This is a genomic window from Ulvibacter sp. MAR_2010_11 (assembly GCF_002813135.1).
Lineage (GTDB): Bacteria > Bacteroidota > Bacteroidia > Flavobacteriales > Flavobacteriaceae > Altibacter.
Genome location: NZ_PHTY01000001.1, coordinates 1230132 through 1253695 on the forward strand (window position 1 = coordinate 1230132; position 23564 = coordinate 1253695).

The 23564-nt window shown below is 40.9% G+C and carries 24 protein-coding genes; 16 read left to right on the forward strand and 8 right to left on the reverse strand.

Annotated elements, in window-relative coordinates; all coding sequences use genetic code 11:
- Positions 1-226: 226 nt before the first annotated feature.
- The gene (locus ATE92_RS05770; protein WP_100802801.1) at positions 227-532 is read right to left on the reverse strand and encodes an antibiotic biosynthesis monooxygenase; all 306 of its coding nucleotides are present in this window, start codon (positions 530-532) and stop codon (positions 227-229) included.
- Positions 533-534: 2 nt separating this feature from the next.
- Complete coding sequence (locus ATE92_RS05775; protein WP_100804364.1) at positions 535-1611, reverse strand: isoaspartyl peptidase/L-asparaginase family protein; 1077 nt, start codon at positions 1609-1611, stop codon at positions 535-537.
- Between the two features lie 205 nt (positions 1612-1816).
- On the opposite strand from ATE92_RS05775, the gene ATE92_RS05780 reads away from it, so the two are divergent.
- The 4 genes from ATE92_RS05780 to ATE92_RS05795 all read left to right on the forward strand — a co-directional run bounded on the left by ATE92_RS05780 (position 1817) and on the right by ATE92_RS05795 (position 5116).
- Positions 1817-2320, forward strand: a complete 504-nt coding sequence (locus ATE92_RS05780; RefSeq protein ID WP_100802802.1) for a CAP domain-containing protein — start codon at positions 1817-1819, stop codon at positions 2318-2320.
- 63 nt (positions 2321-2383) lie between these two features.
- Positions 2384-2923, forward strand: coding sequence for a 3-hydroxyanthranilate 3,4-dioxygenase (locus ATE92_RS05785; protein ID WP_100802803.1), 540 nt, complete (start codon positions 2384-2386; stop codon positions 2921-2923).
- A gap of 113 nt (positions 2924-3036) precedes the next feature.
- A complete protein-coding gene (locus ATE92_RS05790; RefSeq protein WP_100802804.1) occupies positions 3037-4590 on the forward strand; it encodes an aldehyde dehydrogenase family protein in 1554 nt (517 codons plus the stop codon).
- Positions 4591-4741: 151 nt separating this feature from the next.
- A complete protein-coding gene (locus tag ATE92_RS05795; protein WP_100802805.1) occupies positions 4742-5116 on the forward strand; it encodes a hypothetical protein in 375 nt (124 codons plus the stop codon).
- On the opposite strand, the gene ATE92_RS05800 is transcribed toward ATE92_RS05795, so the two are convergent.
- The 3 genes from ATE92_RS05800 to ATE92_RS05810 all read right to left on the reverse strand — a co-directional run bounded on the left by ATE92_RS05800 (position 5113) and on the right by ATE92_RS05810 (position 8175).
- Positions 5113-5838, reverse strand: coding sequence for a metallophosphoesterase family protein (locus ATE92_RS05800; protein ID WP_100802806.1), 726 nt, complete (start codon positions 5836-5838; stop codon positions 5113-5115). The genes ATE92_RS05795 and ATE92_RS05800 overlap by 4 nt on opposite strands.
- The gene (locus tag ATE92_RS05805; protein ID WP_100802807.1) at positions 5838-6938 is read right to left on the reverse strand and encodes a DNA helicase PriA; all 1101 of its coding nucleotides are present in this window, start codon (positions 6936-6938) and stop codon (positions 5838-5840) included. The genes ATE92_RS05800 and ATE92_RS05805 overlap by 1 nt, the downstream gene beginning before the upstream one ends.
- 97 nt (positions 6939-7035) lie before the next feature.
- Positions 7036-8175, reverse strand: coding sequence for an SPFH domain-containing protein (locus ATE92_RS05810; RefSeq protein WP_100802808.1), 1140 nt, complete (start codon positions 8173-8175; stop codon positions 7036-7038).
- Between the two features lie 233 nt (positions 8176-8408).
- Between ATE92_RS05810 and ATE92_RS05815 the strand changes: the two genes are divergently transcribed.
- The gene (locus ATE92_RS05815) at positions 8409-9338 is read left to right on the forward strand and encodes a T9SS type A sorting domain-containing protein (RefSeq protein WP_100802809.1); all 930 of its coding nucleotides are present in this window, start codon (positions 8409-8411) and stop codon (positions 9336-9338) included.
- Position 9339: 1 nt separating this feature from the next.
- Here the strand turns inward: ATE92_RS05815 and ATE92_RS05820 are convergent, their stop codons facing one another.
- Together ATE92_RS05820 and ATE92_RS05825 are read right to left on the reverse strand one after the other, a co-directional pair.
- Entirely contained in the window at positions 9340-10476 is a 1137-nt protein-coding gene (locus ATE92_RS05820; protein WP_100802810.1) for an ATP-binding protein, read from the reverse strand.
- A gap of 80 nt (positions 10477-10556) precedes the next feature.
- A complete protein-coding gene (locus ATE92_RS05825; RefSeq protein ID WP_100802811.1) occupies positions 10557-11312 on the reverse strand; it encodes an SDR family NAD(P)-dependent oxidoreductase in 756 nt (251 codons plus the stop codon).
- Between the two features lie 147 nt (positions 11313-11459).
- Here ATE92_RS05825 and ATE92_RS05830 point away from each other — a divergent pair, with 147 nt between their 5' ends.
- The 9 genes from ATE92_RS05830 (at position 11460) to ATE92_RS05870 (ending at position 21496) form a co-directional block, all read left to right on the forward strand.
- Positions 11460-12242, forward strand: coding sequence for a DUF4382 domain-containing protein (locus ATE92_RS05830; protein ID WP_232729120.1), 783 nt, complete (start codon positions 11460-11462; stop codon positions 12240-12242).
- A gap of 147 nt (positions 12243-12389) precedes the next feature.
- Complete coding sequence (locus tag ATE92_RS05835) at positions 12390-13394, forward strand: MoxR family ATPase (RefSeq protein ID WP_100802812.1); 1005 nt, start codon at positions 12390-12392, stop codon at positions 13392-13394.
- 71 nt (positions 13395-13465) lie between these two features.
- Positions 13466-14329 (forward strand): DUF58 domain-containing protein, encoded by an 864-nt coding sequence (locus ATE92_RS05840; RefSeq protein ID WP_100802813.1) that lies wholly within the window; start codon positions 13466-13468, stop codon positions 14327-14329.
- Between the two features lie 6 nt (positions 14330-14335).
- Positions 14336-16006 carry a BatD family protein gene (locus ATE92_RS05845; RefSeq protein WP_157809571.1) on the forward strand — a complete coding sequence of 557 codons (1671 nt, stop codon included), beginning with the start codon at positions 14336-14338 and terminating at the stop codon, positions 16004-16006.
- Positions 16006-17010 carry a VWA domain-containing protein gene (locus ATE92_RS05850; RefSeq protein ID WP_100802815.1) on the forward strand — a complete coding sequence of 335 codons (1005 nt, stop codon included), beginning with the start codon at positions 16006-16008 and terminating at the stop codon, positions 17008-17010. The genes ATE92_RS05845 and ATE92_RS05850 overlap by 1 nt, the downstream gene beginning before the upstream one ends.
- Before the next feature lie 19 nt (positions 17011-17029).
- Positions 17030-18070, forward strand: coding sequence for a VWA domain-containing protein (locus ATE92_RS05855; RefSeq protein ID WP_100802816.1), 1041 nt, complete (start codon positions 17030-17032; stop codon positions 18068-18070).
- A complete protein-coding gene (locus ATE92_RS05860; protein ID WP_232729121.1) occupies positions 18054-18950 on the forward strand; it encodes a tetratricopeptide repeat protein in 897 nt (298 codons plus the stop codon). The genes ATE92_RS05855 and ATE92_RS05860 overlap by 17 nt, the downstream gene beginning before the upstream one ends.
- Before the next feature lie 2 nt (positions 18951-18952).
- Positions 18953-20728: a BatD family protein gene (locus tag ATE92_RS05865; protein WP_100802817.1), complete on the forward strand. Its 1776-nt coding sequence runs from the start codon at positions 18953-18955 to the stop codon at positions 20726-20728.
- 18 nt (positions 20729-20746) lie between these two features.
- Positions 20747-21496, forward strand: a complete 750-nt coding sequence (locus tag ATE92_RS05870; RefSeq protein WP_100802818.1) for an SH3 domain-containing protein — start codon at positions 20747-20749, stop codon at positions 21494-21496.
- 1 nt (position 21497) lies between these two features.
- On the opposite strand, the gene ATE92_RS05875 is transcribed toward ATE92_RS05870, so the two are convergent.
- Positions 21498-22031, reverse strand: a complete 534-nt coding sequence (locus tag ATE92_RS05875) for a CvpA family protein (RefSeq protein WP_100802819.1) — start codon at positions 22029-22031, stop codon at positions 21498-21500.
- Positions 22032-22145: 114 nt separating this feature from the next.
- On the opposite strand from ATE92_RS05875, the gene ATE92_RS05880 reads away from it, so the two are divergent.
- The gene (locus ATE92_RS05880) at positions 22146-22502 is read left to right on the forward strand and encodes a hypothetical protein (protein ID WP_100802820.1); all 357 of its coding nucleotides are present in this window, start codon (positions 22146-22148) and stop codon (positions 22500-22502) included.
- Between the two features lie 38 nt (positions 22503-22540).
- A complete protein-coding gene (gene pheS, locus ATE92_RS05885; RefSeq protein WP_100802821.1) occupies positions 22541-23560 on the forward strand; it encodes a phenylalanine--tRNA ligase subunit alpha in 1020 nt (339 codons plus the stop codon).
- Positions 23561-23564: the final 4 nt, after the last annotated feature.

Consider the following 23564-nt stretch of genomic DNA (forward strand, 5'->3'; position numbering starts at 1 on the left):
TACAAAAAGGGATGCGTAATTTCTACTCCGTTTTTCAATAATGAAAACGGCAGAGGTTAAGACCAAGGTCGCATATGCGAAAATGCTCAATCTTATTAAAAATTACTAAAGTATTAGGAAAGGTGGTGGCTTTTTGAACGCAGATATAAGGCGTCATCGTATAGAGCACTTTAAGATTTATGAAGAGTTTAACAAAACGAGTGATTATATAAGGGAAAAATAATTGCTAGAATTTCTCAAATTCATATTCCCGCTCGACTTTGCAGATTCTTATTTTATACCATTGGTACCATTTAGTCTTTCCCAATTTTTGAGCCTCCAGGTGGTCTAGGTTAGCCTTCCAATTTGAAATAGCCTCCAAATTTTCCCAATAACTGATGGTGATACCCAATTCGCTTCGGGCGTGTTCAAGTCCTAAATAACCAGGTTGCTTTTCAGCCAGTTTTTCCATTGCTTCTGCCATTGCCGAATATCCGGCGGTATCCGGAGTTTGAAGGGAGGTGAAAATTACTGCGTAATAAGGGGTATTCATATTCAGTCTTTATAAATCCCAATTATCAATTCGCCATCGGAGTTCATATGGGCCCGGTACATTCCGGCCGTATTGAATTCCATTGCGACATTACCATCTTTATCTATAGAAACAATTCCGCCATCGCCACCCAAGGCAGGTACTTTTTTCTGAATCACTTCTTTTGCAGCCTCCTGCAAGCTAAGTCCTTTGTATTCCATCAATGCTGAAATATCGTGCGCCACCATGGCTCGGATGAAAAATTCTCCCCAGCCTGTCGAAGATACTGCACAAGTTGCATTGTTTGCATAGGTGCCGGCGCCTATAATGGGCGCGTCGCCAATACGATTCCATCGTTTGTTGGTCATCCCACCGGTAGATGTTCCGGCCGCCAGATTGCCGTTCTTGTCCAAGGCAGCACATCCCACGGTTCCGAATTTTGAATCTTTTATAAACGGATCGGCAAAAGCCGACTTATTGTCTTTTACGGCTTCCGTTTTTTCTTTTTCCAGAATGCGTTGTAGCGATTGAAATCTGCTTTCAGTAAAGAAATAGGAGGGATCTACCAATTGGAAACCTTTTTCTATAGCAAATGTTTCGGCGCCCTTACCGCTTAGCATCACATGAGGTGAATCGTTCATTACAGAAAGAGCGAGATCAATTGGGTTCTTAATCCGAGTAACTCCTGCAACCGCACCGGCATTTAAGGTAGCACCATCCATGACCGAAGCGTCCAGTTCGTTGGTGCCTTCGTGTGTAAAGACCGCTCCTTTTCCTGCGTTGAACAACGGGGAATCCTCCATCACATTGATGGTTTTTGTAACTGCTTCCATAGCAGTACCTCCATTTTTCAATATTTCGTGCCCTACTCTTATTGCTTCTTCCAGCTTGGCTTTATAAGCAGCTTCAAGCGAATCGCTCATATTTTCTTTCAGAATTGTTCCGGCACCCCCGTGAATTACAATTCCGAAATTTTCTGCATTTTCTGCATTTTTTATTTCAGATTGGTCCGATTTTGAAGTTTTTTCGGAGGTTTTTTGTGGATTTTCACACCCCAAAACCAACGAGATCAGGGCAAAAAGTGTTAAAATTTTAGTCATTTGTAATTTTTTTTCTTCCAAACGAAGATAACTTAAAATCCCTTATTTTCCGAAGGTTTATCAACGAATCGCTGTAGGAAATTTAAGCAAAAAGTATTCTTAAAATCGATTAAATGCATTAAATATTCGATGAAATGCAAAATATGTAAGAATTTTTTATATATTTGAACCTGCATCATGCCCCAAATTTGATGCCCCCGTAATTATGAACCTACTTAGAACCGGCCTATTGGCCATGGCCTTGATGAGCCTCGTTACCTCCTGTCAAAAAGACGAAGGAGTTGCTCCGGAAACAGCAAATTACACAATTGATCTTAATCTTGCTCAGGAAACCGATTGGCAAATGGCCAATGAAATTCTGGTGCTTGTCAATGAGCACAGAGCTTCAATAGGGCTTTCAGCAATCGCAAAAGATCAACAATATGCTTCAGCATACGCAGTAGATCACACACAGTATATGATTGATCTTAAAAAAATAAGTCATGACAATTTTGGAATTCGTTCTCAAGCTTTAAAGCAAAGAGGAGCCGAAGTAGTTGCCGAAAATGTCGCATTTGGTTATGCTACAGCCGAAGCGGTTGTTACTGCTTGGTTACATAGTGATGGCCATAAAGGAATTATAGAAGGTAATTATACGCATTCAGGCTTTGGAATTATGAAAAGCCCCGAGGGTACTTATTACTTTACGCAACTATTCTATAGAAAGTAATACTACACAAGACTTTTTCTTTTAAAGCTTTTGCCGTATTTTTATAAACCTAAAAATACGGCAATGGCTATTCAGGAACCTTTCAACTTAAACAAGTGGGTAGAACAAAATCGCGACTTGTTAAAACCTCCGGTGGGAAATAAAAATCTGTATAAAGATGCAGGTGATTATATTGTGATGATCGTGGCCGGTCCTAACGCCCGAAAGGATTATCACTACAACGAAACCGAAGAATTATTCTACCAATTGGAAGGTGAAATAGAAGTTCACGTACAAGACGAAGGGAAAAAACGAACCATAAAATTGGGTCCGGGCGACATGTATTTACATCCTGCAAAAGTTCCGCATTCGCCGGTGCGTAAGGACAATTCAATAGGATTGGTTGTCGAATTGAAGCGTGCTGCTTCGGGAGCCAAAGACGGTCTCCTGTGGTTTTGCGACAATTGCAACAACAAATTGTACGAGGTGTATTTTCCACTGGAAGACATCGAAAGGGATTTCCTGAAACATTTCAAAATTTTCTACGGAAGCAAAGAGCATCGTACTTGCAATAAGTGCGGCACTGTAATGGAAGCTGATCCGCGGTTTACGGCCGACTCATAATTTTCCCGGATAACAAACACATTTCCGAAAGACATTCGGATTCATTTCAAATTCTTCTCAGTATTACGTACCTTCGCAGCTCAATAATTCGCGAATAAAAACACTCTATATTTATGTCAACTGTAGCAACATCCTTTGGGATCGAAGAAGCACTTCAACAACTGGGAATCAAAGACCTTAATCAAGGAACTTCCACCGGAAACGATTGGTTTTCCAACGGTCCCGAAATCGCTTCCTATTCTCCCGTAGATGGAAAATTAATAGGAAAAGTAACCACCACTTCAAAAGAAGATTACGAAAAAGTAATGCAGAAGGCAACTTCCGCTTTTAAGAGCTGGAGAGTAACACCAGCCCCACTTCGCGGGGAAGTAGTGCGTCAATTCGGAGATGAATTAAGAAGATTAAAAGAACCTCTTGGAAAATTGGTTTCTTACGAAATGGGAAAAAGTTACCAGGAAGGCCTGGGAGAAGTTCAGGAAATGATCGATATCTGTGATTTTGCAGTGGGTCTTTCCAGACAATTGCACGGTTTGACCATGCACTCAGAGCGTCCCGGCCATAGAATGTATGAACAATATCACCCTTTAGGAGTGGTTGGAATTATTTCGGCGTTTAATTTTCCGGTAGCCGTTTGGGCATGGAATACTGCCTTGGCCTGGATTTGTGGCGATGTATGTGTTTGGAAGCCTTCTGAGAAAGCTCCATTATGCGGAGTTGCTTGTCAGAAAATTGCTGCCAAAGTATTTGCAGACAACAATCTCCCCGAAGGTATTTCCTGTTTGGTAAACGGTGATTATAAGGTAGGAGAATATATGACTACCGACAAGCGTGTTCCCTTAATTTCAGCAACAGGATCTACTCGTATGGGTAAGATTGTGGGAAGAACTGTAGGAGAACGTTTGGGGAAATCCTTATTGGAATTGGGTGGAAACAATGCCATCATTGTAACTCCCGATGCCGATATAAAAATGACCGTTATTGGCGCTGTTTTTGGAGCGGTGGGAACTGCCGGACAGCGTTGTACCTCAACTCGTCGATTGATTATTCACGAAAGTATTTACGATAAGGTAAAGGAAGCGGTTGTTTCAGCCTATGGTCAGTTGCGAATTGGGAATCCCTTAGACGAAAACAATCACGTTGGACCGCTTATCGATAAGGATGCGGTACGTATGTATGAAAGTGCCTTGGAAAAAGTGGTTGCCGAAGGCGGAAATATCGTCGTTGAAGGCGGTGTGTTGAGCGGTGAAGGTTATGAAAGCGGATGTTATGTGAAACCTGCGATTGCTGAAGCAAAAAACAGCTTCGAAATTGTACAACACGAAACCTTTGCCCCGGTGCTTTATTTGCTGAAATACAGCGGAACGGTTGAAGACGCCTTGGAACTTCAAAACGGGGTAAATCAAGGTTTATCTTCTGCAATTATGACGAATAATCTACGCGAAGCCGAACGATTCTTATCGGTTGCGGGAAGCGACTGTGGAATCGCAAACGTAAATATTGGAACTTCAGGTGCCGAAATTGGAGGCGCTTTTGGAGGAGAAAAAGAAACCGGCGGCGGACGCGAAAGCGGAAGTGATGCCTGGAAAGTATATATGAGAAGACAAACAAATACAATAAACTATACGACCGAGTTGCCTTTGGCACAAGGAATCAAGTTTGATTTGTAGACATTAAATATTTTTGGGCATTGAGCGGAGCCTGCCTACCGTTAGGCAGGGACGAAATGCCCGAGTGTTAATTGTATAAAAACCGCTTCAACCGAAGCGGTTTTTTTTTAAATACGTTTTTATTCAGAAATACGTTTTATCAATAAAAAAGATGCGACAGCTAAGTTTTCTATTAATTCTGGCAGTGATATGCTCCTGCAATAAAAACAACAATGACGACGGTGCTATTTTTTGTACCGAAGAATTTGTATACGGACTCCAGGTAACCGTTCGGGATGCCAATACTTCGGCTGTATTGACAGCCGGGGAAGTTACCGTAACCGTAACCGATGGAAACTATTCGGAAACATTAGAATTTTTCGACACCGTTTTTTTGGGAGCCGGAGAACGTGCAGGAAACTATATAATTACTATTTCCGGAAGCAACTATCAAACTTTTAACAGCAATACAGTTACGGTTTCACGTACAGAAGACGATTGTCATGTAATTACTGAAGTTTTGGCCTTTACGGTGCAACCCAATTAATTTCTTCCCTGCTCTTCGGGGTATAATTTCCAAACCGGATCGCTTTGCCAAAATTCTTTGGTGTCCACATCCATAATGGTGAGGGGTCCTTTAAACGCAGCTCCGGTATCTACATTCCAAACGTTTGCAAAATTAGCGGGCGTGGTTTTTCCAATTCTGGTAACCGGAGTATGCCCTATAACTATTTCATGAAAAAGCTTTAAACGCTGTGGATAGGTTTCCTCATTGTATGAAAGATCGCTGTCCATTGAACACACCATTTCCCAAAGTGTCCGGTCCCAATACACCAGATTGGGAAAGTATTCGTGCTGAGGTCCGTGCATATTGGTAAACCCGGCGTGCACAAACAATCGGTTTTCGGAATCGATATAATAATTTTCAAGTCCTTCCAGAAACTGTATGTGTTTTTCGATTGCTGCTTCAGAAAGAGTTGCATAGCTCTCCTTGGTTGCTGCGCCACCATGAGCAAGCCACATTGGATTGTTAATCTTTTCCTTCAGAAAGGGATACAATAATTCCTCATGATTTCCACGTAGAAAGATGCAGTGGTATTTTTCAGAAAAATTTATCAAAAACGAAATGGTTTCCGAAGATTCACCCCAACCATCTACATAATCACCTACGAAGATAAAGGTATCTTCCCGGGTGTAATTTACCCGTCCCAAAACCTGCTGTAAAGCTCTTAATCCGCCGTGTATGTCACCAACTACCAGTGTTCTCATTATTTCATAAAGATTACAATCACGGCAAGCACTGCGAGAATTGCCATTACAAAGAAGAAAATTTTCCAGAATGAATAGGGACGCTGTCCCGAGAGCGCTCCGTTTTGTCCGTTTACGAAAAAGTTATAGCGTTTTCCTTTAAAGCGATACGCGCTTACATATACCGGAAGTAGAATATGTTTAAAGGTTTCTTCACTCAATTTCATATTGATGCTGCTTACCTGTTGGGTATCACCCCCAATGTCTCTTCTTACCCAGCGATCGGCAATCTTTTGAGCTTCCTTGTTCGATTCCAAATGACCTTCTTTTAACGGAATGGTATATTTTTCGGTGACAAATCCTGCCAAAAAACTACTGTCGAAGGGCTGTAATTGTTTCAGATCCCAACGCGCCACCTTTGGTGGAATAGTTCCTGTCTTTTGCTGTGAAGCTTTTATTAAAGTATCATCCACAAAGCCGCTAATACTACCTGAAGCATAAGTCCAACGTGTTCGCCGTTCCTGTCGGGTTCGGGAAACAGATTTCCCATTGACTGTGGTGGTATAGGGAACGGTTACATAATAATAATCGCCACGCTGCCCGGTATAAGTGGCCGATAGTTGTGCGTCGAAAGTCCAATATGGGGAATACAATCCTTTGGTATTTTGCGGATCGATCGCAGCTTTCTTTAAGTCGTTGGGAGCAAACCACAGGCTATCCACCCATTTTTTAAATAGTTGATGTGCCTTTTTCTGGTCCATCTGAAAGGGAAGTACGGCTCCGGGGAGAATCCAATCCTCCCTGTACATATCTTCTACTATCAGTGGCATCCCGCAGTATACGCAGTGAAGTGATTTGTAATTTTCTTCCACATGCTGATGCGCACCACAGTTTTTACAATCCAGCATGGTGATTTTTTCACTGTGCGATTGGGTTCCCAATTCGTCGAGAAAGGGCTGTAATTCTAATTCCTTAAAACCATTTTCTGAAGGTGCAATTTCCTGGGTATGCCCGCAGTATTCACATTTGAGCTCGGTGGTACCGGGTGCATAGAGCAATTCGGCCCCGCAGTTGACACAGGATTTTTTAAGCTCAGATTTTTGTGGATTGGTTTCCTCCATTGTTTTAGAAACGAACGATATGTCATTCCGAGCAAGGCGAGGAATCTTTTTTCTGAAAGAGATTTCTCAGTCGGTCCTTCTTCGGAATGACAAAAAATTATTGTCCCGGAAGCGGTGGTGGGGTATTTCCACCTAAAAATGCTTTTAGTTCGTCCACCTCGTTTAGGGCCATCCAATTTTGCATTCCTTGCTTCCAAACAAGAGTATCTTTGTTAATGGTTCTATTGGCAAACAAAGCACTTAGCTGCTCAATGGTTGCAGGCCCTGCTTGTTGTCCGTTGGCCGCATAAAAATACTGTACCGCGACCGGCATAGGAGGCGGCATAGCGCCACCGTGTTGTTGCATTGGGACTTGTTGTTGACCGCCCATTTGAGGAGCCATCATCCCGCCCATTTGCTGGGCTAGCACAAAGCCCATACCCATTCCCATTCCGGCGCCGGCAGTTCCGCCTTCATTGGAAGCAGCAGCTTCAATGGCTTTTGCAGTTTTAAACTTGGTTAATTTGTCCAAATCCAGTTTGTCGATACGGCTGTATTCGAAGATTTCTTTTTTAAGATCTTCGGGCATAGAGACATTTTCAATAAAGAATTTTTCCAACGAAATTCCCACGCTGTTAAATTCGGGCTGCATCACTTCTTTACAGGTTTGCGAAAGCTCGGTGGTGTTTGCCGCATACAATTCGATGGGAAGATTGGCTTCACCTACTGTATCTGTAAAACGCGTAGCAATGAGGCTTTTTAGGTGCTCGTTGATTTCGAAATTGGTAAAATTATTATCGGTTCCTACTATATCGATGAGAAATTTTCCGGGATCATTAATTTTGTAGGCATAGGTTCCAAAGGCGCGTATCTCAACCAATCCGAAACGTTCATCGTTTAAGGTAATCGGGTTTTTGGTGCCCCATTTTTCATCGGTGAAAAGGTGGGTATTTACAAAATACACTTCGGCTTTAAACGGACTGTCAAATCCGTACTTCCATCCTTTTAAAGTGGTTAAAATGGGCAGGTTTTGAGTATTTAGAGTATACGTTCCCGGTTTAAAGACATCTGCTAACTGACCTTCATTAATGAACACCGCTGCTTGTCCTTCCCGGACGATGAGCTTGGCGTTGTTCTTAATTTCATTTTGGTAGCGTTCAAAACGGTGGCAGATGGTATCGTCTGTATAATCCAGCCATTCAATAATGTCTATAAATTCGTGACTTAGTTTTTCTTTGATCTTATCGAAAATGCCCATGCGATGTAAATTTTAAAAAGTTGAAGTTTAAAGGTAGTAAATTTTCATTTTTTAAAAAGGAGTAATTTATAATTCCTATCTTTAAGTTTCTCCCCGGTTTTTTTAAAGAATGTCTTATGAAAACTGTTAGTCTGTTTTTATTCTTTTTTGTTACTAAAAGCTCAATTTGACAGGCTATAGCTTATAAATATGCAATTCATTTCTATATAAAGTATTAACCAAATAATATTCTTATGAAAAAGATAGTTACTCTCTTAGTATTTGTAAGTGCCGGTTGTTTTGGTCAGTTTATGGACGATATGGAAAGTTATACCGATGGGCAACCCATTTCTCAAGACCATTGGACCGATGCTGATTGCGGAGGAGGTGCGGGTTGTGCCATTATTTCTACATCCCACATATCACGCAGCGGCTCTATGTCTGGAGTAATTCCCGATGACGGAACGACTGATGCGATTTTGAATCTTGGGAATAAAATATTTGGCACCTGGGCGATTCAGTTCTCGATGTATGTTCCACTAACGCAAGAAGCCACATGGATTATCAAAGGAGAGGTGCCTGTGGGGACATCGACCGATGTGGGCTTCTTTTACTTTAACCGGGATAATAACAGCCCCGGGATGGGAAGTATAGAGGATGTAAGTGGTGGCCCGTATAGCTTCAGCTTTCCCCATGATACTTGGTTCAGTGTTCATTTGCTTTTCGATATTAATGCCGGAATGGGGGCAGCGACTTGGCAAGTGTACATCAATAAAGAAGAGGTGTTGCCGCCCGGAACAGATTTTGCAAATGCTACAGGAGATCGTCCCACCAGTTTGGGGGGAATTAATTTTAAATCTATTAGCACGGACAATTTGTATTACTTGGACGATTTTTGTTATAATTCTGAGGGTTTGCCCCAAAATTGCTTCCTTGGTGTCGAGGAGTATCACAACCATGGGTTTCAATTGTATCCAAATCCTATGGACACCAAACTTTTTATTGCTAACAAGAATCAGTTGGCAATAGAGCAAATTGAACTAATTGATGTGCAAGGGAGAAGGGTTATCGTAAAAACTGATGAATTTGAAGTTATCGATGTTGCACTATTGGACAGCGGTGTTTTTTTTCTAAGAATAAAGACAGAATTCGGGGTAATAACACAAAAGATCGTGAAGAAATAGGTTAATTGTACTTCACTTTCCGAAGTATTCTGACCGATTCTTTAAACGCCTGGTATACCTTGCCATTGGTTTGCTTCAGCAATCCCTTGGCTTCGTATAGTTTTTCCATCGCGTCCGTAAAATCATTCAAATAACAGATAAGATAGGTGGCAGGAAGATGCACCAAATCTTTTTCTTCGGAAGGAATTAAGGGAATATTCTTTTTCAGTTTTTCAATTAACGCATTGTTCGAGTTGTAAATATGATGCAATGTTTTTTTATTGAAACGAGGCGGTTCGAAAATTAATTTCGAATCGATATGATGTGAGCCATTATCACCAAAAGTGATGGTCACCTCTTCCAACGGATAGTATTTATACTGGTTGTTCAATCCCAAATGAACGTATTCGGTGATTCTAAATTCTTCTTCATTATAGGCAATACTTATTTCGTCCAAGGCCGAATAAAAGAGCCGAACCTGTTCATTAATCAGTTCGATGTCAACCCTGGAATAATAGGTTTCTCCTTTTACGTGTTTGGTAATTCCGGCCCAACATACCACGAATAATTCTTTGAACACCTTATAATTCGATTCCAAATCGCTGTGACGATGGTTGATAAAATCGATCACCCCATCGAGCGTAAGCTCAATGTTATTTTTTGCATTTTTTTCTATGGCGTGAACAATAGCCGAATTAACGTCTTCGATCACAATGTCAAAATCCTTGGGCATTGAAATGCTCCCGTCTCGTAGAAAAATGGAACCGCCCCAGTATTTCCAAATGTTTTTCCGCAAGGAGGTAATCTTCCCGTTGGGCCTAATGGTCACCAGCCCCACAACCTTGTCTTCCGGCAAATGCGGAAAAGCCACATTCTCATAAATAATTAAAGGCGCATTAGTAAGATAGGCGTTTATTAGATTCTGAATTTTACTGTCATCAAAAAAATCGACGCCGCGAATCTCATTGGTCTCGTCTTCTACACCAACTACTATAAACGAATTGTTCTTTGGGTTGCTGTTGCTCAGGGCACAGATATGTTTTAAAAACTTGGCCTTGCCTTCCTTGGTTCCCAGATCGATACTTCGCTTTTTGTCATAGAAACTACTCTCATCGTTGTGAGCTAAAAGGTTTTTAATTAAAAGGCGTTTGTTGATCATTGTTCTGGTTGTCCGGTCGAGCGCAGTCGAGACCTAACATTTATTTTTCTAAAACCTCTCGACTGCGCTCGAGGAGACATTTAAATTTTATTGACAATCGTAGAAGAAGCCTGATCCAAAGACATTACGGTTAAATCGGCTATATTAACGTGTGGTGGACGCGTGACGGCAAACCAAATAATGTCTGCAATATCCTCGGGTTGTAAGGGAGTAAACCCTTGATATACTTTGCCGGCTCGCTCACTATCTCCTTTAAACCGCACCTCGCTAAATTCGGTTTCCACCATTCCGGGGTTGATAGCTCCTACCTTAATACCGGTTCCGTTGAGGTCCAATCGCATTCCTTGATTAATGGCATCAACTGCATGTTTACTGGCGCAATACACATTGCCTTTAGGATAGACTTCCTTGCCCGCTGTCGAACCAATATTAATGATATGGCCTGACTTTCTAGACAACATTTGCGGGAGGACGGCTTTGCTAACGTATAAAAGTCCTTTTACATTAATGTCCAGCATGGCATCCCAATCGTCTGTACTTCCTTCCTGCATTGTGTCTAAGCCGTGTGCATTTCCGGCGTTGTTGATTAAAATATCTATTTCTGAAAAGTTTTCAGGGAGGTTCTGAAGTTTTGTAAAAACGGTTTCCTTTTCTCTCACATCGAAGCTAAGGGTATGCAGCTGTGTGTATTTTTGTAATTGGGAAGCTATTTCAGTTAAGCGCTCCTCTCGGCGTCCACAAAGTACTAGTTTGACGCCGTTTTTTGCAAACAGGAAGGCAGTTGCCTTGCCTATCCCCGATGTCGCTCCTGTGATAAGTGCTGTTTTATTTTTCATTCAAATTCTTTCTCTAAAAGTATAACTTCTTTAACATTTTATAAAGTTAATAGCGGGTTAAATATGGTGTTAATCAATGTTAACTTGAAAAATTTTGTTGCGAAGCTCGATTATGTTTGCCTTAAACAAACCCAAAATTTTTGAAAAATGAAAAATTTATTAAAATTAAGTCTAGTTGTGTTAATGTTTGTAGGATTTGCTTCTTGTAGCGATGATGATAAACCTACAGAAGGAAATGCGAGAATGTCGGTGAAACTTACCGATGCTCCGGGAGATTATGATGCCGTGTATGTGGATGTTCGAGATGTTGTTATTAAAACTAACGGCAGTGAAACCGAAACTTCCATAGGACAGGTAAACGCAGGAGTGTACAATCTACTTGAACTTACAGGTGGTGCTTCTGTATTATTGGTAGACGATGAAATTCCTGCCGGAACAGTAAGTCAGATTAGATTGGTGTTAGGAGATAACAACACAGTAGTTATCGACGGGCAAACGTATCCCCTTGCAACGCCCAGTGCACAACAATCAGGTTTAAAAATTCAGGTAAACGAGACATTGCAAGCCGGGATTTTTTATGAATTTATTCTCGACTTCGATGTTGAAGAGTCTATTGTAGTTCAAGGAAATGGAAACTATAGTTTAAAACCGGTTATTAGAGCGAGTACAGTTGCCGAAAGTGGATCCATCTCGGGTACTGTATTGCCTATTGGTCTACAGTCCTTGGTAACTGCAAAAAGTGGGTTGCTTGAAATTTCAAGTTACACCAATGCTCAGGGTGCCTTTGTATTAAGTGGAGTTCCAAATGGAACTTACACTGTAACTGTGGAAACTGAAGCATCTGCAGGATTGCCTTCAATTGTAATAGAGGATGTGGTAGTGGTAAACGGTGAGATTACAACACTTGGCACTATTGATTTGGAGTTGTAAATTGAAGTAAAATAATGCAATTGAAAAGGGTAAACGTGAAGCGTTTACCCTTTTTATTTTTAACCAATTATTAACAGGATTTTAAGTAATAAATTTCCAATTTGCGTGTCCTTAATACGAATACCGTTATTTGAAAATAATCTTAACATGGAAGAAGTAAAAACCGCCTTGGATATTGGCGCATTAAATGAAAAAATTGAAAAGGAAAGTGCGTTTGTTGACATCCTCTCTTTAGAGATTAATAAAGTAATTATAGGGCAGAAACACATGGTGGAACGCCTGCTCATAGGCTTACTGGGACAAGGACACATCTTGTTGGAAGGGGTCCCGGGATTAGCAAAAACATTAGCGATTAACTCCCTATCAAAAGCAGTACACGGAAGTTTTAGTCGGATACAATTTACCCCCGATTTGCTTCCAGCCGATGTGGTGGGAACACTTATTTACAACATGAAGCTGAACGATTTCAGCATTAAAAAAGGACCTATTTTCGCCAATTTCGTTCTTGCAGATGAAATTAACCGTGCTCCTGCCAAAGTACAATCGGCACTTCTGGAGGCCATGCAGGAGAAACAGGTTACCATTGGAGATACTACATTCCAATTGGACAGACCTTTTCTGGTAATGGCAACACAAAACCCAATTGAGCAGGAAGGAACTTATCCGCTGCCCGAAGCACAGGTAGACCGTTTTATGCTAAAAACGGTGATTAAATACCCTCAAATTGCAGAAGAACAGCTTATTATTCGTCAGAATTTAAAAGAAGGCTACGAAAAAATTAATCCGGTCGTTACTCTGGATCAGATAAAAAGAGCACAGGCCGCAGTTCGCGAAGTGTATATGGATGAAAAAATTGAAAAATACATCCTCGACATTGTTTTCGCCACTCGTACTCCCGAGAATTATCGTTTGGCTGATCTAAAACCACTTATTAGTTTTGGTGCGTCCCCTCGTGGAAGTATCAATCTGGCAATGGCTTCAAAATGCTACGCCTTCATCAAACGAAGAGGGTATGTAATTCCTGAAGACGTTCGCGCCGTAGTGCACGATGTACTTCGTCATCGTATAGGGATTTCTTATGAGGCTGAAGCCGAAAACATTACTTCCGAAGACATCATTAACAAAATCGTTAACGAGATAGAAGTACCCTAATAGTTCAAAGTTTCAAGTTCAAAGTTGCTTGCATTCTGAACCTTATTTCTTAAAACATTTGAACCGTTTAAATGGATACAAAAGAACTTCTTAAAAAAGTACGTAAAATCGAGATTAAAACACGTCGTTTGAGCGATCACGTGTTTGGTGGCGAGTATCACAGTACGTTTAAGGGACGCGGAATGACCTTTAGCGAGGTGCGTCAGTATCAGTTTGGGGATGACGTGCGTAATATCGATTGGAATGTAACGGCGCGTTACCATGAACCGTTTATTAAGGTTTTTGAAGAAGAACGCGAACTCACCATGATGCTCATGGCCGATATTAGCGGGTCCGAATTCTTCGGAACAGATACACAGTTTAAAAGTGAAATCGTTACCGAAATTGCCGCAACTCTTGCATTTTCGGCAATGCAGAACAATGATAAAATCGGACTTATACTTTTTTCAGATGAAATAGAGCTTTTTATTCCGCCGAAAAAAGGAAAATCGCATGTACTTCGAATTATTCGGGAATTACTGGAACACAAACCACAAAGTAAGAAAACAGACATCGCTCAGGCACTAAAGTACCTAACCAATGTGATGAAGAAAAAAGCCATCGTTTTTGTGCTTTCCGACTTTATTACAGACGACTATAAGGACACCCTGAAAATTATTTCCAGGAAACACGATGTGACGGGGATTCGTATCTACGACAAACACGAAGAGACCATTCCAAATCTAGGGATGGTGCAAATGCAGGATGAAGAAACCGGCGAATTGCTTTTGGTGAATACAGCCTCTAAAGGAGTAAGAAACGAGTATTACGCATACTATCGGGAGCGCGTTGACTATTTTGAAGATGCTTTTTTAAAGAGCGGAGCAGGTGCCTTAAGTTGTAGGGTTGATGAAAGTTATGTAAAGAAATTGTTGGGTTATTTTAAACGAAGATAAGTAGGAATGAGGATGTATGATGTACAATATAAAGATGTTTATTTGGAAATAGCGCGCCGCTCTTTTTTCAAATATCTCCTGTCTTTTATCTTTTGTCTTTCCTCTTTTCTCTCTCTTTCCCAAGTAAGTTCCTCCATAGATTCCACGCAGATTAAAATTGGAGAAGAACTTAAATACACCATTCAGGTGCAGGCTGATACCACAGATCTTGTGGTCTTTCCCGAAGGACAAACTTTTTTGCCTCTGGAAGTTATCGAATCCTATAAAATAGATACCACTTACGAGCAAGCCAAGTACCGTCTTATTAAAAGATATGGATTGACGCAGTTCGATTCGGGAGCGTATACCATTCCACCACAACGTGTTTTTATTAATGAAAAACAGTTTGCAACCGATTCTATTAAAGTTGAGGTGCGTGACGTTGCCGTAGACACCACCAAACAGAAAATGTTCAATATAAAACCGGCGATTGAGGTTGAAAGTCCGCCCTTCGATTTTCTGAAATTGTTGTACTGGTTGTTGCCGATTTTACTGTTACTGGGAATTTTGGGATATGTTTTATTCCGCAGAAAAAAAAGAAAAGAAGCCGAAGAAAAACAACTGCCACCTTACGAAGAAGCGATTGTTGCTTTAAAAAAGCTGGACAGTTCAGACCTGCTGAAACATCACAAATCGAAAGAATACTATTCTCAGCTAACCGAAATTGTAAAACGATATTTAGACAGAGAGGTAGACGACGCTGCTTTAGAAAGTACCAGTGATGAACTCATCGCTCGCTTACAATTACATAAGGACGCCGGACATTTTGATTTCGATACTGAAACGATTCGTCATTTAGATCAGATTCTAAAACGCGCCGATTTGGTAAAATTTGCCAAGATGCAGCAAGACGCCGGGCAGGCGGAGGCCGACAGAAAAACCATTGAAGAAATTATCACTGAAACACATGAAGTGATTCCGGAACCTTCGGAAGAAGAACTGTTGTTGAACGAAGAATACCTGAGAACACAACGTCTTAAAAAGCGTAACAAGCGCATACTCCTTGGAGTTGTTTCGGGAGTGCTGGTTATTTTACTTGTGGGAGGAATTTTCACTGCAACCCGAGGCTGGTCCTATGTAAAAGACAACCTTATTGGCCATCCTACTAAAGATCTTTTAGAAGGCACATGGGTGCGAAGCGAGTACGGCGTTCCTGCGATTATTGTAGAAACTCCAAAAGTGCTGGTGCGTACACCTATGAATATCTCGGAAGAAGGGCAGCAAATAACACTTTCAAACGATTTGTTTCAGTATGGAAGTCTGTTGGACAAATTTTACATTCTCTTAAATGTTGCGACATATCAGGAAGGAGTCGAATTGGATTTTGATGTGATTTCGGAAGGGATTTTAAAATCACTAGAGCAGGAAGGCGCCACCAATATAATTGTTAAAAAGGAATCCTTTTCAACAGACAAAGGAGTGGAGGGAGAAAAAATATACGGAGAATTCGATTTCGCGAAGCCTTCAGAGAATGGAAATAGTGAAAGAATGGACTATGAAATATTATTGTTTAAAAAGGGACAATCGCTTCAGGTGGTGGGAATATATTTCAGAAAAGACGATGCCTATGCGGCTAAGGTAAAAGAAAGAGTAATTAATTCGGTTGAAATAGAAGTTTCAGAAAGTAAGAAAGGCTAATGTTTGAGAATTTTGAATTTGTAAATCCGCAGTTCTTCTGGTTGTTTTTAACACTTCCGGTGCTGGTGCTATGGTATTTATGGAAGCGGAAACAGCAAACAGCGGCATTAAAAATTTCGAGTACCAAAGGCTTTAAAACCAAAAAGAATTGGCTGGCGGGATTACGACCGTTGTTGTTTATTTTCAGATTGTTGGCATTGGCTTTAATCATCACGGCCATGGCGCGCCCCAGAACGGTAGACGAGTCTACTCGAATTAAAACCACAAAAGGGATTGACATAGTTATCGCAATCGACGTTTCGGCAAGTATGTTGGCACGCGATTTAAAACCGAATAGGTTAGAGGCGTTAAAAACTGTTGCGGCCCGCTTTATAAACGACCGCCCTAACGACCGTATTGGCCTTGTTGAATACGCCGGAGAAAGTTATACAAAAACACCATTAACCAGTGACAAAAGCATAGTGCTTTCGTCTTTAAATAGTATTCAGTATAATACCGTTATTGAAGGAGGAACCGCCATTGGAATGGGACTCGCTACAGCTGTAAATAGACTGAAAGACAGTCGCGCCAAGAGCAAGATTATTATTCTGCTAACCGACGGGGTGAATAACAGCGGATTTATAGATCCGAAGATCGCGAGTGAGCTGGCTGTGGAATTTGGAATTAAAGTCTACACAATAGGCTTAGGAACCAACGGTATGGCGCAGTCACCCATTGGGATTAGACAGGATGGAAGTTTTCAGTACGGCAGTGTACAGGTAGAAATAGACGAAGCCTTGCTGAAGGAGATTGCCAAAACAACAGGAGGCGAATATTTTAGAGCCACAAGCACTTCCAAGTTGGTGGAAATTTACGAAGAGATAAACAAATTGGAAAAAACAGATATAGAAGAGTTTAAGTATCGTAATTACGACGAAAAATTCAGACCCCTGGTGCTGCTGGCACTTGTATTATTAGGAATTGAATTGTTGGTAAAGTATACGCTTTTCAGAAGTTTTATTTAATGAATGTAAAAAAGTAACAGTGTATCAATTAGAAGAACCCATATATTTTTATCTACTTGCAGCCATCCCGGTGGTGGTCTTGCTGTTCTTCTTAGTGGTGCTTTGGAAGCGAACCGCACAGAAACGTTTTGCCGATTCGGAATTGCTTAAAAAGCTAAGTCCGAACAAGTCGGTTTTTAAACCTCTTTTAAAGCTTTTGGTAATTTGTTTGGCAATTGCGGGGCTGAGTTTTGCATTGGTAAACCCTAAAATTGGCACCAAATTGGAAACGGTAAAACGAGAAGGAGTAGATGTAGTTTTTGCCTTGGATGTGTCCAAAAGTATGCTTGCTGAAGACATTGCACCAAACCGTCTTGAGAAATCGAAGCAGTTAATCACTCAAATTATAAACAGTCTTGCCGGAGATCGAATTGGCATCATAGGGTACGCAGGCAGTGCTTTTCCGCAGGTTCCCATTACTACCGATTTTTCTTCCGCCAAACTCTTTTTGGCGAATATGAATACCGATATGGTGTCTTCGCAGGGAACTGCCATCAATGAAGCCATACAAATGGCCGAGACCTATTATAACGACGAAGAGCAAACCAATAGAGTTTTATTTATCATCAGCGACGGAGAAGATCACGAAGGAAATATTAGCGGCATTGCCGAGGAAGCCGCTTCCAAAGGCATTAAAATTTTTACCATTGGAGTGGGAACTGTTGAAGGTGGCCCTATTCCCATAAAGCGAAATGGAACTCTTCAGTATTACAAAAGAGACGAAAATAACGAACAGGTAATTACGCGCTTGGGAGAAGCTACTTTAAAGGAAATTGCTGCCGAAGCCGATGGCGAATATATAAACGGAGGCAATACAAAAGAGGTTGTGGAAACCGTGACTGCCATTCTAAACGGCATGGATAAAAAGGAATTTGAAGCCAAGCAGTTTACAGATTTTAAGGATCAATTTCAGTGGTTTTTGGCCGGGGCATTATTTTTGCTGGTGCTGGATGTATTCCTGTTGGAACGAAAGACCGGTTGGTTGAAAAAATTAAACTTATTTAATGAACGCACAGAATAAAATGGTATTGAGAAGCTTAGTTTTTGTTTCTGAAATGGTTACGAAGCGTATTGCCTTGCTTGTAATACTATTGGCTTCGGTGGGAGCGGTGGCTCAGAATGACAAGGAACAAAAGAAATTACTGAAAGAATCGATGGAATATCTAAGTGATGCTTCAGAAAATCTTCAGGAAAATAATTTCCCTATTGCCGAAGCCGATTACAGAAAGGCCATCGACAGAAATCCCGTAGATGAGACCGGAAAATACAATCTGGGGAACGCCTATTACAACAAGGCATTAAATGCCGAAGCGATGCGTCGCTTTCAACAGGCAGCTTCGGTTGCAACTACCAAACCCGAAAAACACAAGGCATTTCATAATTTGGGAAACACCTATATGAATTCCAAGCAATATCAGGAAGCGGTAGAGGCGTATAAGAATGCCTTGCGCAACAATCCTGCAGACGATGAAACTCGTTACAATTTAGCCCTTGCCAAAAAAATGCTCGAAGAACAGCAAAAGAACGGTGGAGGCGACGACGACAATAAGGAGGAGAACAAAGACAATAAGGATCAGGAAGACAAGGAAAATAAGGACGATAAAGGGAAAGACAAGGAGAGCGACGAGGGTAAGGATAAGGAAAACGAAGACAAGGGCGACCAGAAGGACGAGAATAAAGAAGGCGACAATAAGGAGGACAAAGGAAAGCCTGAAGAGAAAAAGGATGGAGAAAGTGAGAAAGAAAAGCCGCAGCAGCAGCAACCCGTTCCGGGACAATTATCTCCTCAGCAGATTCAGAATTTGCTGGAAGCTATGAACAACGAAGAGAAAAAAGTGCAGGATAAAGTGAATGCCACAAAACAAAAAGGCGCAAAAGTAAAATCGAATAAAGACTGGTAACAATGAAGTTGAAGCATTTCATATATGTCCTGTTTTTTATTGCAAGCTGCGGAGCAATGCAGGCGCAGATTCAGTTTGAAGCCAAACTGAGCAAAAAGCGTCTGGGCATTAACGAACGCTTACGGGTAGATTTTGAAATGAATCAGGACGGGGATAATTTTAATCCGCCCGATTTTCGGGGATTCCGGGTTGTGGGTGGGCCCAATCAGGCAATTAGCAATTCGTATATCAACGGAAGAAGAAGCTATTCTAAAACTTATTCCTACTTTCTGTCACCGCAATCTCGCGGAAAATTCACCATTGGGCAGGCAACTATTGAAATTGAAGGTCAGACGTACAAGACCAATCCTATTGAAGTAGAGATTACTGCCGCTGTTGAACAACCCAAGGACGAAAACAATGCCGAATATGTTGCAAGTGAAAACGTACATCTTGTTGCCGAAGTATCCAATTCGAATCCTTATTTAAACGAGGCTATAACAGTAGTTTATAAAATGTATGTCTCGCATGATGTGAGTATTACCAGTAGCTGGCGAGAAATAGATACACCAAAATACGCCGATTTCTGGAGTCAGAATATCGACAATCAAGGAAATTTTAAGATTTATGAAGGCGAGTTTAAGGGCGAAAATTACAGGTATGTAATTTTACGCACCACGGTCTTGTATCCCCAAAAAACGGGGGAGTTAAACATTGAACCCCTTACTTTGGATGTGCCTATCGACGTACAGGGAAACAAAAGAGATATTTTTGGGCGAAGATTAATGACTAGGGTAAATAAGACTATTTCGGCCGGAAACCGAACCATTACGGTAAAACCGCTACCTACCGAAGGTCGCCCCGATAATTTTAACGGTGCAGTTGGATCATTTCAGTTTAATGTGACGACCAATAAAACTACTTTGGATGCGGGTGAGGCCTTAGAAATGGCGATCAAGGTATCGGGAGAAGGAAATATAAAACTCTTCGATTTACCCACGGTAAAATTGCCTTCCTCTTTGGAAATGTACGAGCCGGAACGCAGCGAAAATGTACGAACCAATCGTACCGGAATGGCGGGTGACATCACCGAAAAATATACCATTGTTCCGCAGTTTAAAGGGAATTATCCCATTCGACCTATCCCTTTTTCGTACTTCGATCCCAAAACCGAAAAATACAATACCATTTCTTCGAACGAAATTATTCTCAATGTTGTAAATGGACCTGTTACATCGGAAAATAGCACAACTTCCAATAATTCCGATTCAAAAAAAGCGGTTGTACTTTCCAAAGAACAATTTAAATATATCAAGCTAAACGCCGAACTGCAATCAAAATCGCACGAGCCCTTTTTTAAATCGGTTTTGTTCTGGAGTTTGTTGGGCGGACCGTTGTTGCTAATTCCAATATTTATTATAGTCGGGAAAAAGCGAGATAAGCGGTTGGCCGATTATGAAGGAAACCGACTTCGGAAAGCCGATAGAATGGCGAAGAAATATTTAAGTGAAGCCAAGAAGAACATGGCGAACAAAGCCACTTTTTATGAGGCTTTAGAACGGGCTTTACACAACTATTTAAAAGCCAAATTAAACATAGAAACCTCCGAAATGGCCAAAGACCGAATAGCTGTGCTGTTAGAGGAGCGGGAAGTTTCGGGAGCCAATATCCAACAATTTACAAATTTGTTGAAAAGCTGCGAATTTGCCCGCTATACACCGGCTTCCAATGTGACTATTCAACAGGATTACAATAAAGCAGTGGAGACCATTGCGGCAATTGACAAACAAATTCAGTAATCTTTTCAGAAAAGAAAAATGAAAAAAATTGTTTTTTTATTGACATTTCTAAGTGCTCTTTCAGGGTTTGCTCAAAACGACGCGCTTTTCGAGCAGGGAAAAGAATTATATAAAAGCGAAAAATACAACGAAGCACTTGCCAGCTGGATGAAAATCCTCAACAGTAAGGAACACTCGGCAGCCTTGTATTTTAATCTGGGAAATGCACATTATAAGCTAAATCAGATAGGACCCAGTATTTATTATTATGAAAAGGCATTGCAATTGGCACCCAACGATTCCGACATTCAAAACAATCTGGCCTTTGCCGAAAATGCCCGAATAGATACCATAGAGCCTTTACCCCAAACCATTTTTACCCGGTGGTATAAAGGAATATCGGGGGTGCTCACCTACGATGGGTGGGCGATTGCCACAACTGTTTGCTCCATTCTCTTTGTTATCCTCTTTTTATTGTATTATTTCTCTGCTTCGGAACAGAAAAAGCGACTGCTGTTTACAAGTTCTATTGTAAGCATTTGTGTATTGTTATTTTCATTGGTGATGGCATTTAAGACCTACGATGACTTTATAAAAAACCGCTCTGCTATAATTTTTTCTGAAAGAACCGAAGTAAAAAGTGAACCTACGCTGGGAAGTGAAGTTGCCTTCGTTTTGCACGAGGGAACTAAGGTTCAGATTCTCGAGCAAGACGATCAATGGTACCGAATAGAACTGGCCGACGGGAAAGATGGGTGGCTTCCCGCAACCGAATTAAAAGAACTGTAAATTATTCCGGGATTTCTTCCGCCTCGTCTTTTTCAGTTTCGATTCGATCGACTTCTTTTAGAATATGTGGGAGTACAATGGGTGCCAACGAAGCAACCGGGGCATATAGGTAGGATTCGGCTTTCTTTTCTTCAGAAATAACATATCCGCTCAAAGTGGAAGACGCATTCACGAACATAAAAACCACACTAATAATAAACGCGTAGGTGATTGCATTAAAAACACCCCCCAGCAATTTATTGATAATGCCCAGCATGGCAAAATCTGCTATTCGGGTAAGTAATTTTCCCGCCATTGAAATAAGAAATAATATAATTACAAAGGTTACGGCAAAACCAACTAATTGCGATGTTTGAGCACTCCAATCGAACCATTTTGAAATAAAGCCTCCTGCATAGCTCGAAAAATACAATGCGCCGTAAGCACCGGCTATCAAACCTATAAGCGAGGCGAGTGATACAAACAGCCCGTTTTTGAATCCTGCGTAAAATCCTATCAATAAAATAATTCCCAAAGCAATGTCTACTGTGTTCATATTGTTTATTTGTTCTAAATATACCAAATCTTATAAAACTGAAAATCTCAATTTCGGAAGAAAAAGGAAATCAGATACAGAATATACTTTTACCTTTGCCAAATAAGAATAATTATGGCCAGAGATGAACAATTAAAACTAAGATGGGAAGCAGTAGTTTCTATGTTAAGCAATCGTTTTGCCGATGGGGAAGCCTTGGACCTGGATGCAGTTATCTATTTGGTTGGAGTTCAGGAGTTGGGACAGTTACACCGAAAGTTTAAAAAGGACGAGAAGATTAATTTAATGCATATTGCCATTTGCAGATTGTTGGAGCCTTTCGGATATTATGAGTTCGAATATTTCGACGAACAAGGATGGCCACATTATAAAATTTTGGAACAATTACCACCTTTGAAGGCAGGTGAGCAAAGCGTTTTGATGAAAGAAGCGATTGTACAGTATTTCCTGGAAAAGGAAGTGATTGAGTAGAAAATATGTAGTTTTGCCAGCCGAAGTATTTTTTTGATATGATAGACAAAATAAAAAAGCACATTGCCGAAGTGGAAGCATTCGCTTCCAACAAGAAAGAGGAAATAGAATCCTTCCGAATTAAGTATTTGGGAAAAAAGGGATTGCTGAACGATTTCTTTACCGAATTTAAAAATGTTCCTAATGAACAGAAGAAGGAATTCGGCCAGGTGGTGAATACACTTAAAAATGCTGCGCAGGAGAAAGTAAACTCATTAAAAGCAGTGTTGGATGCTTCCGAAGAATCCAAAGGAGCTTATGGCGATCTTACTCGTCCCGGGGAACCAATTGCTCTCGGCTCTCGCCATCCAATTTCAATTGTAAAAAATAAAATTATTTCAACCTTTTCAAGAATCGGGTTTAACGTTTCTGAGGGTCCCGAAATTGAAGACGACTGGCATAATTTTACAGCGTTAAACTTACCGGAATATCACCCGGCACGGGACATGCAGGATACTTTTTTTATTCAAACAAACCCTGACGTTTTACTTCGTACGCATACCTCTTCCGTACAGGTACGTTATATGGAAAACAACAAACCACCCATTAGAACTATCTCTCCGGGACGTGTGTATAGAAATGAAGCCATTTCGGCACGTTCACATTGCTTTTTCCATCAGGTGGAAGGTTTGTATGTGGATAAAGGAGTAAGCTTTGCCGATTTAAAACAAACCCTTCAGTATTTCACTACCGAAATGTTCGGAAAGTCAAAAATAAGATTGCGTCCTTCCTATTTTCCGTTTACCGAGCCCAGCGCAGAAGTAGACGTGTATTGGGGTTTAGAGACCGAAACCGACTACAAAATGACCAAGGGAACCGGTTGGCTTGAAATCATGGGATGCGGAATGGTAGACCCCAATGTATTAGAGAACTGCGGAATTGATTCTACAGAGTATTCCGGCTTTGCATTTGGAATGGGAATTGATCGAATTGCACTCCTTCTGCATCAAATTCCGGATATCAGAATGTTTAGTGAAAACGATATTCGCTTTTTAAATCAGTTTAAAAGCGTCGATTAATTTT